The 12,808-nt window shown below is 69.6% G+C and carries 11 protein-coding genes and 1 riboswitch; of the genes, 8 read left to right on the top strand and 3 right to left on the bottom strand.

Annotated features, from left to right (window positions below; translation table 11 throughout):
- Nucleotides 1-55: 55 nt before the first annotated feature.
- From glyA to gcvT, 3 genes are all read right to left on the bottom strand, one after another.
- A complete protein-coding gene (gene glyA, locus AC3AGO_RS12075; RefSeq protein ID WP_487820166.1) occupies nucleotides 56-1,333 on the bottom strand; it encodes a serine hydroxymethyltransferase in 1,278 nt (425 codons plus the stop codon).
- Nucleotides 1,334-1,420: 87 nt separating this feature from the next.
- Nucleotides 1,421-1,801 carry a glycine cleavage system protein GcvH gene (gene gcvH, locus AC3AGO_RS12070; RefSeq protein WP_487820165.1) on the bottom strand — a complete coding sequence of 127 codons (381 nt, stop codon included), beginning with the start codon at nucleotides 1,799-1,801 and terminating at the stop codon, nucleotides 1,421-1,423.
- A gap of 112 nt (nucleotides 1,802-1,913) precedes the next feature.
- Entirely contained in the window at nucleotides 1,914-3,074 is a 1,161-nt protein-coding gene (gcvT, locus tag AC3AGO_RS12065) for a glycine cleavage system aminomethyltransferase GcvT (protein ID WP_487820164.1), read from the bottom strand.
- Between the two features lie 163 nt (nucleotides 3,075-3,237).
- Nucleotides 3,238-3,341, bottom strand: a riboswitch (glycine riboswitch).
- A 236-nt stretch (nucleotides 3,342-3,577) separates the two neighbouring features.
- Between gcvT and AC3AGO_RS12060 the strand changes: the two genes are divergently transcribed.
- The 8 genes from AC3AGO_RS12060 (at nucleotide 3,578) to AC3AGO_RS12025 (ending at nucleotide 12,797) form a co-directional block, all read left to right on the top strand.
- The gene (locus AC3AGO_RS12060) at nucleotides 3,578-4,279 is read left to right on the top strand and encodes an AAA family ATPase (RefSeq protein WP_487820163.1); all 702 of its coding nucleotides are present in this window, start codon (nucleotides 3,578-3,580) and stop codon (nucleotides 4,277-4,279) included.
- A gap of 119 nt (nucleotides 4,280-4,398) precedes the next feature.
- A complete protein-coding gene (locus tag AC3AGO_RS12055) occupies nucleotides 4,399-5,175 on the top strand; it encodes an enhanced serine sensitivity protein SseB (protein WP_487820162.1) in 777 nt (258 codons plus the stop codon).
- 136 nt (nucleotides 5,176-5,311) lie between these two features.
- Nucleotides 5,312-6,088 carry an enhanced serine sensitivity protein SseB C-terminal domain-containing protein gene (locus tag AC3AGO_RS12050; RefSeq protein WP_487820161.1) on the top strand — a complete coding sequence of 259 codons (777 nt, stop codon included), beginning with the start codon at nucleotides 5,312-5,314 and terminating at the stop codon, nucleotides 6,086-6,088.
- A 335-nt stretch (nucleotides 6,089-6,423) separates the two neighbouring features.
- Nucleotides 6,424-7,425 carry an ABC transporter permease gene (locus tag AC3AGO_RS12045; protein ID WP_487820160.1) on the top strand — a complete coding sequence of 334 codons (1,002 nt, stop codon included), beginning with the start codon at nucleotides 6,424-6,426 and terminating at the stop codon, nucleotides 7,423-7,425.
- A gap of 121 nt (nucleotides 7,426-7,546) precedes the next feature.
- Nucleotides 7,547-9,319: an ABC transporter substrate-binding protein gene (locus AC3AGO_RS12040; protein ID WP_487820159.1), complete on the top strand. Its 1,773-nt coding sequence runs from the start codon at nucleotides 7,547-7,549 to the stop codon at nucleotides 9,317-9,319.
- 104 nt (nucleotides 9,320-9,423) lie between these two features.
- Nucleotides 9,424-10,422, top strand: a complete 999-nt coding sequence (locus tag AC3AGO_RS12035) for an ABC transporter permease (protein ID WP_487820158.1) — start codon at nucleotides 9,424-9,426, stop codon at nucleotides 10,420-10,422.
- Nucleotides 10,423-10,561: 139 nt separating this feature from the next.
- A complete protein-coding gene (locus AC3AGO_RS12030; RefSeq protein ID WP_487820157.1) occupies nucleotides 10,562-11,680 on the top strand; it encodes an ABC transporter ATP-binding protein in 1,119 nt (372 codons plus the stop codon).
- Nucleotides 11,681-11,726: 46 nt separating this feature from the next.
- Nucleotides 11,727-12,797 (top strand): ABC transporter ATP-binding protein, encoded by a 1,071-nt coding sequence (locus AC3AGO_RS12025; RefSeq protein WP_487820156.1) that lies wholly within the window; start codon nucleotides 11,727-11,729, stop codon nucleotides 12,795-12,797.
- Nucleotides 12,798-12,808 lie beyond the last annotated feature (11 nt).

Raw genomic sequence — 12,808 nt, 5'->3', positions numbered from 1 at the left:
CCGAAGGGGTGCCCCGCACGGGCAGGCGGGGCACCCCTTCACGGTCGGTCCCGGCCTACTTCTTGTTCAGCCCGGGGTAGAGCGGATGCTTCTCCGCCAGCGCGGAGACCCGCGCCGACAGCGACTTGGCCTTGGCCTCGTCGAAGGACGGCAGCAGTGCCTCGGCGATGATGTCCGCGACCTCGCGGAAGTCCTCGGCCTTGAAGCCGCGGGTGGCCAGCGCCGGGGTGCCGATGCGCAGACCCGAGGTGACCATCGGCGGGCGCGGGTCGTTCGGGACCGCGTTCCTGTTGACGGTGATGCCGACCTCGTGGAGCCGGTCCTCGGCCTGCTGGCCGTCGAGCTCGCTGTTGCGCAGGTCGACGAGGACCAGGTGGACGTCGGTGCCGCCGGACAGCACGTTGACGCCGGCGCCGACGGTGTCGTCCTGGAGCAGCCGCTCGGCGAGGATGCGCGCGCCGTCCAGCGTGCGCTGCTGGCGGTCCTTGAAGTCGTCGCTCGCCGCGATCTTGAAGGAGACCGCCTTGGCGGCGATCACGTGCTCCAGCGGGCCGCCCTGCTGGCCGGGGAAGACCGCCGAGTTGATCTTCTTGGCGTACTCCTGCTTGGAGAGGATCACACCGCCGCGCGGGCCGCCGAGGGTCTTGTGGGTCGTGGTGGTGACCACGTCCGCGTACGGCACGGGCGAGGGGTGCAGCCCGGCCGCGACGAGACCGGCGAAGTGCGCCATGTCGACCATCAGGTACGCGCCGACCTCGTCCGCGATGCGGCGGAAGGCGGCGAAGTCCAGCTGACGCGGGTACGCGGACCAGCCGGCGATGATCATCTGCGGGCGGTGCTCCTTGGCCAGCCGCTCGACCTCGTCCATGTCGACCTGGCTGGTCTGCTCGTCGACCTTGTAGGCGACGACGTTGTAGAGCTTGCCGGAGAAGTTGATCTTCATGCCGTGGGTGAGGTGGCCACCGTGGGCCAGATCCAGACCCATGATGGTGTCGCCCGGCTTGAGCAGGGCGAACATCGCCGCCGCGTTGGCCTGCGCACCGGAGTGCGGCTGGACGTTCGCGGCCTCGGCGCCGAACAGCGCCTTGATCCGGTCACGGGCGATGTCCTCGACGACGTCGACGTACTCACAGCCGCCGTAGTAGCGGCGGCCGGGGTAGCCCTCGGCGTACTTGTTCGTGAGAACCGAGCCCTGGGCCTCCATGGAGGCGACCGGGGCGAAGTTCTCCGAGGCGATCATCTCGAGGGTGGACTGCTGACGGTGGAGTTCGGAGTCGACGGCGGCGGCGACGTCCGGGTCCACCTCGTGGAGAGAGCTGTTCAGAAGCGACATGGATCCATCCCTGATGGCGCGCGTCACGGCGCGGTAGTGACGGGCAGAGCAGTAGGCGTACAGCCTGGGTTCCCGGCCTCGGGCGGCTCAGGCTCCCTTGGCGAAGGCGGTGTACTCGTCGGCGGACAGCAGGTCGTCCGGCTCGTCGGTGACCTTCACCTTGAACAGCCAACCGCCCTCGAAGGGGGCGGAGTTCACCAGCGCCGGGTCGTCCACCACGTCCTGGTTGGTCTCGGTGACCTCACCGGTGACCGGTGCGTACAGGTCGCTGACCGACTTGGTGGACTCCAGCTCGCCGCAGGGCTCGCCCGCGGTCACCGAGTCGCCTACCTCAGGGAGCTGGACGAAGACCACGTCGCCGAGCGCGTCGGCGGCGTGGGACGTGATGCCGACCGTCGAGACGCCGTCCGCGGCGTCCGACAGCCACTCGTGCTCCTTGCTGTAGCGCAGCTGCTGGGGGTTGCTCATGGTGCGATTCTCCTGGATGAGAGGTGTGCAAAGGAAAACGGTCAGGTCAGGTGGGATGAGACCCACAGTCCGTGGCCGGGAGGTTTAGACGCCGGGTGATGCTCCGCGGGGCTCAGCGCTGCCTCTTGTAGAAGGGGAGGGCCACCACTTCGTACGGCTCGTGGCTGCCCCGGATGTCCACGGCGACGCCCTCCGTCCCGGGCTCCGCACGGGCCGCGTCCACGTATGCGATCGCGATCGGCTTGCCCAGGGTGGGGGACGGGGCACCGGAGGTGACCTCGCCGATGACCGTACCGTCACCGGCCGACACCACCGGGTAACCGGCGCGGGGGACGCGGCGGCCCTCGGCGATCAGGCCGACCAGCTTCCGCGGCGGTGCCTTCTCGGCACGCTCGGCGGCGGCCTCCAGTGGTTCGCGGCCCACGAAACGGCCGCCGTTGGTCTCCTTCTCGAACTTCACCGTCCGGCCGAGCCCCGCGTCGAACGGGGTGGTGGCGGTGGACAGTTCGTGTCCGTACAGCGGCATGCCCGCTTCGAGCCGCAGCGTGTCCCGGCAGCTCAGCCCGCACGGGGTGAGGCCCGCGCCCTCGCCGGCCGCGGTCACCGCCTCCCACACGGCGACGGCGTCGGCGGGGGCGACGAAGAGCTCGAAGCCGTCCTCGCCGGTGTATCCGGTACGGGCGATCAGCGCGTCCTTGCCCGCGACGGTGCCGGGCAGGCCCGCGTAGTACTTCAGGCCCTCCAGGTCCGCGTCGGTCAGCCCCTTCAGGCTGTGCTTGCCTTGAAGGATCCCGGCGGCCTCCGGGCCCTGGACGGCGATCAGCGCGTACGCGTCCCGGTCGTCCCGCACCTCCGCGCCCGCGAAGCCGGCCGAGCGTTCGGTGAGCGCGTCCAGCACCACCTGGGAGTTGGCGGCGTTCGCGACGACCATGAAGGTCTGCTCACCGGTGCGGTAGACGATCAGGTCGTCGAGGATGCCGCCGTTCTCGTCACAGATCATCGTGTAACGGGCGCGGCCCACGGCGAGCTTGGAGAGATTGCCGATGAGCGCGTAGTCGAGCAGCTCGGCGGCCTGCGCGCCCGTGATGGTGATCTCGCCCATGTGGGAGAGGTCGAACAGGCCCGCGCGGCTGCGCACGGCGTTGTGCTCGTCACGCTCGCTGCCGTACCGCAGCGGCATGTCCCAGCCCGCGAAGTCGGTCATCGTCGCGCCGAGCGCGCGATGTGTCGCGTCGAGGGCCGTCCTGCGAGGGGCGGGCGGATTTTCGCTCATGATCAGGCTCCCGGTCATGGGGGACGTGAGTGTCCTCCCCATCTGTCATCGGAACCTGAGAGGTTCGCCCGTGTCCCGTGAGCTTCGGAACGGAGCTTGCACCTTGGGTGGAGCCGGCGCCTCTGCAGCTCGCAGCGGCGGCGGCCCGCTTTTCAGATCTGCCTCACCCTGCGCGGTATCGGGGCCTGAGAGATTCAAGGGAGGAACTTGCTCCTTCGGCGCCCACGTCCTTCTTCTTCAGGACGGGGACTCTCCCGCGCGGGCTCAATCGGCCGGTATGGAGTTGGCGTGCACATCATGGCACGTTCGCGCCGTCTGCGGTCCCCCCGGCCGTACGGCATTCCACAGCACTTCGCGGCAGGTCCGCCCGGAGCGGACGGCCGCATGTCACGGGTGTGTACGGACACATGTCCCGGACCCGCCGCGCCTTGAATCGCATTACCGTTCCTTGACACTCTCGGGGAAAGCCGCGACGAGCGGTCCGAGCCGGGGAGGGCGATCGGGTGGCAAGCCTGCGCAGCGCGTACGTCGCGGTGAGCGCGACGGTGACGGGAAACGGCACGGGCGCCGGAGCGGGCACGGCCGTGCCCGCGCAGCGGTGCGCGCCGGTTCCCGCGCCCGCGCCCGCCGTGGAGGAACGGGACCTGCGCGGCACCGCGCCGGGCGGCACCCTGCGGTTCGCCGCCGGTGACCGGGTCGTGGTCTCCGGACTGCCCGGCAGCGGCAAGTCGACGCTGATGCGGCGCGCGGTAGCGCTCGGCGACACGGTGCGCCGCATCGACTCCCAGGACGTGCGCGAGCGCTGGGACCGCGGAATGCCGCGCTGGATGCCGTACGGGCTGTACCGGCCCTTTGTCAGGATTGCCCATTTCGCCGGTCTCCGGGGCGCGTTGACCTCCGGCGCGAGTGTCGTCGTGCACGACTGCGGTACGCAGAGCTGGGTGCGCAACTGGGTGGCGCGGGACACCCGGCGCCGGGGTGGGGGCCTGCATCTGGTGCTCCTCGACGTGCCGCCCGGCCTCGCCCTGGAGGGGCAGGCGGCGCGGGGGCGCGGGGTGTCCGGCTACGCCTTCGTACGTCACCGGCGCGCCGTCGCCCGCCTGGTGACGGCCGCCGAGGAGGGGACACTGCCGTCGGGCGTCACCTCGGTGACGCTGCTGGACCGGGAGGCCGCGGCCTCGCTGGCGGCCATCACCTTCGAATGAGGGCCGGCGTCTGCGCATGAGGGCCGGCGTCTGCGCATGAGGGCCGGGCGCGGGGCACCCCGCGCCCGGGGCGAGGACCGGCCAACAGGGCCGGAAACGCCTCCGATTAGGGTGGCCGCATGAGCATCCCGCAGGACTTCGGCCCAGGCCACGGCGGAGGCTGGCCCGGCAACGAGCTGGAAGAGGCCCTCGCGGCCTCACTCGCCGTCTCCTCCGCGGGCGGCCGGCTGCTGGAGGTGCTCGGCCGCAGCAGCCTCTGGGTGCCGCTGCCCGAAGGCGGCGGTCCGCAGAGCCCGAATCTGGACCTGCCGACGATCGAACTGGGCGGCGCGGCGTACGTCCCCGTCTTCAGCTCCGAGCAGCAGTTCCTCCAGGTGGTCGGCTCCCACATGGACTTCAGCATCGCGCCCGCGCGGGAGTTCGCGCGCGGTCTGCCCCCGCAGGTCGGGATCGCGGTGAACCCGGAGGGCGCCGTCGGCATCCCGCTGCCGCCCGAGGTGGTGGCGGAGCTGTGCAAGAACACCCCCGACGAGCAGGCCGCGTGGGGCGTGGCCCGCGGTGCGCGGGTGCGGCTCTTCGAACCGGACTGGCAGGAGGAGCCCGGGGAGTTCCTCGCCGCGGTGGCCGGCGAACTCGCCGTGCTGGGTCCCGTACGCACCGCGCGGCGTGCCCTCGCCAGCAGCGAGGGCGATCCCCCTGCGCTGTTCATCGGGGTCGAACTCGACCTCCTCGACCCCGAGGCCCGGCAGGCCGCGCACGACGCGCTGGGGCGGGCGCTGGGCAGGGTGGCCGTCAAGTGGCCCGTCCAGATGGTGCTGTTGGACGCGTCCCGGGATCCGGTGGCGGACTGGATGCGGCACTGCGTACGCCCGTTCTACTCGCGCGAGCACACCTGACGGGCGTACCGGCCGAAACGGAAGCGCCGAGTCGGCGGCGACGTGTCGTACCGGGCTCTTAAGCTGGAGAGATGACGGGGCGCGTCCGTACGCGAGTGCGGGCGCATGGTGAGCGAAGCAGAAGAAGGGCGGCTACGTGAGCGCGGGAGGAAGCGTCGAGCAGCTGCTGCAGCAGGTGTCGCCCGGCCGGTTCGACACCTACGAGGCACTGCTGAACGCGCTCACCGGGGCAGAGGTGTGGATGCTCCTGTGGACCGGCCAGGCCGGCTCGCCCGACGCGCAGTACGGAAACATGGAGGTCGGCGGGTACGGCTACGCGCCCTGTGTCACCTCGGCCCAGGAGCTCGCCGTCTCCGGCTGGAACCGGGCGCACGAGGTCGTCACGGGCCGGGAGATCGCGACGGCTCTCTTCCCCGAGCGCTGGGGCATCTGGCTGAATCCGCACGCTCCCGGCGGCGGCGTCGGCATCCCCTGGCTCGATCTGCGCCGGGTCGCCGGCGGCCTGGACCGGCTGCCCGCCGGACCGCTGCGCATCTCCGAACCGGCCCTGGACGTCCCGCAGTTCTACGCCCAGCTCACGCACTCCGCGCACCGTACGCCCGCCGTCCGTTCGCTGCGCCGCTGCTGGGTGCAGCCGGCGCTGGGCACGGCGTATCTCGCCATCGGCCTCGATCTGTACGACAACGGGCAGCAGGCCGTGGAGTCGGTGCGGGAGATGATGCGCCAGTCGGTCGCCTCGGTGCCCGCCGGGCTGCCCGTCTCCAGCGTCTCCATGGCCGACGACTACGACCCGGTCGCGATGTGGCTGCGGCGCAACTCCCGGCCATTCTTCGACCGTGACGCCCCGGCAGGTGCCGCCGCCCCGCAGGGCACAGGACCCGGCAACGGATACGGCTACCCCCAGGCGTACTGAGCCGCCGCGCGGGCTGCCGCGCGAGGTCGTGCCGGCTGTGCGGCGGGCTCGTGCCGGCGGTGCGGAAGTGCCATTCCAGCCGTACCGAAACGGTGCATAACTCCCCATCGGTGACCGCTGTCCGCCAACTCCCGTCCGTATAACGGAAGCTGGTTCAGCACATCACGGTTGCGCAACCTTTCCCCGCCAGGCCTGGCGGGTGATCCGCGCCACGTTGAAGACTCCCGAGCCATGAGGCCGTCGGCCTTGTGTACGAACTGCTTGCTTGCGCTCTGGCCGCCAACCGGCGGCAGCTGGGGGCCGGTCACCACCGGCCGGGAGGAGTTCTCACTGCGATGACGGCACCACTCCACGAGCCGACTCCGGTATCCGATTCCTCGGGTGCCGAGGCCGCGGCGCTGGCATCGAAGTCCGCGGTGGAGGGCCGCTCACTCGGCCGCATCGCGTGGACCCGGCTGAAGCGCGACAAGCTCGCCCTGGCCGGCGGCGTGGTGGTGGTGCTCCTGGTGCTCGTGGCGGTCTTCGCGCCGGTCATCGTGGGCCTGCTGGGCCACCCGCCGAACGAGTACCACGAGGACAAGATCGACCCGCTGACCAGCACGCCGATCGGCGCCTTCGGCGGCATCAGCTGGGACTTCCTCTTCGGCGTCGAACCGGTCAACGGCCGCGACGTGTTCAGCCGCGTCGTCTACGGAGCCCGCGTCTCGCTGCTGGTGGGCTTCCTCGCCGCGATCGTCGCGGTGGGGCTCGGCACCGTCCTGGGCACCATCGCCGGCTACTTCGGCGGCTGGATCGACGCCCTGATCAGCCGGGTGATGGACATGCTGCTGTCCTTCCCGCAGCTGCTGTTCGCCATCGCGCTGGTCTCCGTGGTCCCCAACGAGCTGTTCGGACTGGGCGGTTCGGGGCTGCGGATCGGGGTGCTGGTCACCGTGATCGGGCTGTTCGGCTGGCCGTACATCGGGCGCATCGTGCGCGGTCTGACGCTGTCGCTGCGCGAGCGGGAGTACGTCGAGGCCGCGCGGAGCCTCGGTGCCGGGCGGACGTACATCCTCTTCAAGGAACTGGTGCCCAACCTGGTCGCACCGATCACCGTCTACATGACGCTGATGATCCCGACCAACATCCTCACCGAGGCCGCGCTCAGCTTCCTCGGTGTCGGCGTCAAGCCTCCGACGGCGTCGTGGGGACAGATGCTGTCCACCGCGATCAAGACGTACGAGGCCGACCCCATGTTCATGATCATCCCGGGTTCGGCGATCTTCGTGACCGTTCTGGCGTTCAACCTCTTCGGCGACGGCGTGCGCGATGCCCTCGATCCGAAGGGCTCCCGCTGATGCGGGATTCCTGCGGCTGTTCCGGCTGTTACGGCTGCCCACGCCGCCGCAGTCCGGCATCTCGAACCCCGGCCCCGCGGCAACCAGCCCGGGCCGTGACCCACACGGAGGATGCGAGATCGTGACAACTCATCGCTCGGCGAAGCGCAAACAGGCCGCCGGCGCGGCCATGGTGGTCGCGGCTCTGCTGTCCACCGCGGCGTGCGGCGGAGGCGGCGGGGACGAGGACGACAAGGCCGGCCCCGGCTACGACAAGGCCAACTCCAAGGTGCTGAACGCCTCTTCGAAGAAGGGCGGGACGCTCAAGTACATCGGCACCCAGGACGCCGACTCCTGGGACCCGCAGCGCGGCTACTACGGCTTCATGTGGGACTACGCGCGTTACTACACACGCACCCTGATCACGTACAAGGCGGCTCCGGGCAAGGAGAGCGAGACGCTCGTCCCGGACCTGGCCACGTCGACCGCGAAGATATCCGCGGACAAGAAGACGTACACGTACAAGCTCAAGGACGGGGTGAAGTGGGAGGACGGCAAGCCGATCACCTCCCAGGACATCAAGTACGGCATCGAGCGGATCTGGGCGCAGGACGTCATCTCCGGCGGCCCGGTCTACCTCAAGGACGTGCTGGACCCGGACGGGAAGTACAAGGGTCCGTACAAGGACAAGTCCAAGGACAAGCTGGGCCTCAAGGCGATCGAGACGCCGGACGAGAAGACCATCGTCTTCAAACTGCCCCAGCCGAACGTGGACTTCGAGCAGATGCTCGCCATGCCGTCCGGCTCGCCGGTCCGTCAGGACAAGGACACCAAGGGCAAGTACGGTCTGAAGCCGTTCTCCACCGGCCCGTACAAGTGGCAGGCGTACACGCCGAACAAGTCGATGACGCTGGTCCGCAACCCGAACTGGGACGCCAAGACCGACAAGGTCCGCAAGGCGCTGCCGGACAAGGTCACGCTGAAGCTGGTGACCAGCGCCGACGAGATGGACAACCGCCTCATCAACGGCGACTACGACGTCCACGTCAACGGCACGGGCCTCAGCCCCGCCGGCCGCGCGAAGGCCATCAAGGAGAACCGCGGCAACCTCGACAACCCGGACACGGGCTACATCCGCTACGCGGTGTTCCCGCAGACGGTGAAGCCGTTCGACAACATCCACTGCCGCAAGGCCGTCATCTACGGCGCGGACAAGAAGTCCCTGCAGACCGCCCGCGGCGGCCCGCTGGCCGGCGGTGACATCGGCACCAACATGCTGCCGAAGATCATCGACGGCAGCGACCCGAAGTACGACCCGTACGGCGCGACGCAGAACAGCGGCAAGCCCAACTCGTCGAAGGCCAAGGCCGAACTGAAGGCCTGCGGCAAGCCGAACGGCTTCAAGACCACCATCGCGGTCCGCAACAACAACCCGCAGGAGATCGCCACCGCGGAGTCCCTGCAGGCGTCGCTGAGCAAGATCGGCGTGAAGACCGAGATCGACCAGTACGACGGTGCCCAGACCACCGGCATCATCGGCAACCCGAAGGTCGTCAAGAAGAAGAACTACGGGATCATCATCATGGGCTGGGGCCCGGACTTCTCGTCCGGTCAGGGCTTCATGATGCCGCTGGTGCACTCCAAGTACATCCTGCCGAACGGCAACAACAACTACAGCGAGCTCAAGGACCCGAAGATCGACAAGATGTTCGCCGACGCCATCGCGGCGGAGACGCCCGAGCAGGCGGCGAAGATCTACGGCCAGATCAACCAGAAGGTCTCCGAGCACGCCGTGTACCTGCCGTTCGTGTTCGAGAAGAACATCAAGTGGCGCAGCTCCCGGCTGACCAACGTCTACACCACCACCAACAACAACGGCTTCTACGACTACGCCTCCATCGGCGTACAGAAGTAACGACGGCCGCAGAGCGCGAAGCGAAGGGCAGGTGAAGGCCGCGGTGCCGCGGTCCGGCCGCCCCCGGAAGGGGGTGCCGGGCCGCGGCACCCGGGCCGAGAGCGGTGCTCGCATATCTCATACGGCGGCTGTTCGCCGTCATCGTGATGCTGCTGATCGTCATCCTGGTGACCTTCGGCATCTTCTTCCTCATCCCGAAGTGGACGGGCGTCGACCCGGCCACGATGTACGTCGGGAAGCAGGCCGACGCCGAGGCCCTGGAGGGCGTACGGGACAAGCTCGGCCTCGCCGACCCGATCCTGGTGCAGCTCTTCGAGTTCGTGAAGGGCCTGCTCGTCGGCCGCGACTACACCGGCGGCGGGGAGACCATCCACTGCGCCGCGCCCTGCTTCGGCTATTCCTTCCGTACCGAACAGGCCGTCTGGCCCACGCTCCAGGACCGCTTCCCGGTCACGCTGGCGCTGGCCGGCGGGGCGGCCGTCATCTGGCTGGTGTTCGGCATCGCCACCGGTGTGCTCTCGGCGCTGCGGCGCGGCAGCCTCTGGGACCGGATCGCGATGACCGTCGCGCTCGCCGGCGTCTCGCTGCCGATCTACTTCACCGGTCTGCTCTCCCTGGCGGTCTTCAGCTACGGACTGGGCTGGATCGAGGGCGAGTTCGTCCCGTTCTCCGAGAGCCCGACGGCCTGGTTCGGGGGGATGCTGCTGCCCTGGATCACGCTGGCCTTCCTCCAGGGGGCGATGTACGCGCGGATGACCCGGGCGACCATGCTGGACGTCATGGGTGAGGACTACATACGCACCGCGCGGGCGAAGGGGCTGAGAGAGCCCCGCGTCATCGGCAAGCACGCGATGCGTTCGACGCTGTCGCCGATCATCACCCTGCTCGGCATCGACCTGGGGGCCCTGATGGGCGGCGCCATCCTCACCGAGACCACCTTCTCCATACCGGGTCTCGGCCAGGCGGTGCTCAAGGCGATCGGCGACAAGGACCTGCCGCTCATCCTCGGCGTGGTGCTGATCACTTCGTCCGCGGTCATCATCGCGAACCTCGTCGTGGACATCCTGTACGCCGTGATCGACCCCCGAGTGAGGCTGGCGTGACCGCTGTGACATCCCGGGGGGCGACCCCCGTACCCCCGGCCACCGCCGCGACCGTCCGAGGAGGCGACCAGGCTGTGACATCCCGGGGGGCGACCCCCGTACCCCCGGCCACCGCCGCGACCGTCCGAGGAGGCGACCAGTGAGCGATCTCAACAAGCCTTCCCGGAGCGGCACTTCCGCGGTGGGGGAGCCCGTGGCCGACCGGAGGCCGCCCGAGTCCTTCCTCGACGTGCGCGATCTGCGCGTGCACTTCCCGACGGAGGACGGCCTCGTGAAGTCCGTCGACGGGCTGTCGTTCCAGCTGGAGAAGGGCAAGACGCTCGGCATCGTCGGCGAGTCCGGCTCCGGCAAGTCCGTCACCTCGCTCGGCATCATGGGCCTGCACACGGTGGGCCAGTACGGCCGGCAGAACGCGGACATCTCCGGGGAGATCTGGCTCAACGGGCAGGAGCTGCTCGGCGCCGACCCCGACGAGGTGCGGAAGCTGCGCGGACGCGAGATGTCCATGATCTTCCAGGACCCGCTGTCGGCGCTGCACCCGTACTACTCCGTCGGCCAGCAGATCGTCGAGGCGTACCGGGTCCACCACGACGTCAGCAAGAAGAAGGCGCGCACCCGCGCGGTCGAACTCCTGGACCGGGTCGGCATTCCGCAGCCCGACCAGCGCGTCGACAGCTATCCGCACGAGTTCTCCGGCGGTATGCGGCAGCGCGTGATGATCGCCATGGCGCTGGTGAACAACCCCGAACTGCTCATCGCCGACGAGCCGACGACCGCGCTGGACGTCACCGTCCAGGCGCAGATCCTCGACCTGATCCGGGACCTGCAGAAGGAGTTCGGCTCCGCGGTCGTCATCATCACCCACGACCTCGGCGTCGTCGCCGAACTCAGCGACGACATCCTCGTGATGTACGGCGGCCGGTGCATCGAGTACGGCACCGCCGAGCAGGTCTTCTACCAGCCCCGGCACCCCTACACCTGGGGGCTGCTCGGCTCCATGCCGCGCGTCGACCGGGAGCAGACCGAGCGGCTCATCCCGGTCAAGGGCTCCCCGCCCAGCCTCATCAACATCCCCGACGGCTGCGCCTTCAACCCGCGCTGCCCGTACGCGGATATACCGGCCGGCGGCGTCACCCGCAGCGAACGGCCCGAGCTGCGCGAGGCGGGCGACGCCGGCAGCGGACACCTCGCGGCGTGCCACATGACGCCCGAGGACCGGCAGCGGATCTGGACCGACGAGATAGCCCCGAAGCTGTGAGCGACAGCCCCCGAGCTGTGCGCGCGGAAGAGCGAGGACCCAAGCGATGACGACTCCTGCGGCCGAGGTGGCCGGTACCTCGCCGGATCCCGAGCCGGGCGAGACCCTGCTCCGGGTGACCGGTCTGAAGAAACACTTCCCGATCACCAAGGGCGTGCTGAAGCGCCAGGTCGGCGCGGTCCGCGCGGTGGACGGCATCGACTTCGACGTACGGTCGGGCGAGACGCTCGGCGTGGTCGGCGAGTCCGGCTGCGGCAAGTCCACGATGGGCCGGCTCATCACCCGGCTGCTCGAACCCACCGCGGGCAGCGTCGAGTTCGAGGGCCGGGACATCACCCACCTCAGCGTCGCCGGTATGCGCCCGATGCGCCGCGACGTACAGATGATCTTCCAGGACCCGTACTCGTCGCTGAACCCGCGGCACACGGTCGGCGCCATCGTCGGCGCCCCCTTCAAGCTCCAGGGCGTGACGCCCGAGGGCGGCGTGAAGGCCGCCGTACAGCGGATGCTGGAGACCGTCGGCCTCAACCCCGAGCACTACAACCGCTATCCGCACGAGTTCTCCGGCGGCCAGCGGCAGCGCATCGGCATCGCCCGCGCGCTCGCGCTGAACCCCAAGCTCGTGGTGGCGGACGAGCCGGTGTCCGCGCTGGACGTCTCCATCCAGGCCCAGGTGGTGAACCTGCTGGACGACCTCCAGGAGGAGTTCGGCCTCACCTACGTGATCATCGCCCACGACCTGTCGGTGATCCGGCACGTCTCGGACCGGATCGCGGTCATGTACCTCGGCAAGATCGTGGAACTGACGGACCGTTCGTCCCTGTACGCCACCCCCATGCACCCGTACACGCGGGCGCTGCTGTCCGCCGTGCCCGTACCCGACCCGCGCCGCAGGCAGGCCGGCGGGCGCGAACGGATCCTGCTCCAGGGCGACGTACCGTCCCCGATCAAGCCGCCGTCCGGCTGCCGCTTCCACACCCGCTGCTGGAAGGCCACGAAGATCTGCGCGGTGCAGGAACCGCCGCTGGCCGCCCTCGCCCCCGGCCACGAAGTCGCCTGCCACCACCCCGAGAACGCCCCGGACCAGCAGCCGCAGGACACGGAGCCGCTCCCGTAGCGGGCCGGATT

This window comes from Streptomyces sp. BL1 (assembly GCF_057628045.1).
The sequence above is the reverse complement of the archived record's forward strand: the minus strand, read 5'-3'. Positions and strand labels throughout refer to the sequence as shown.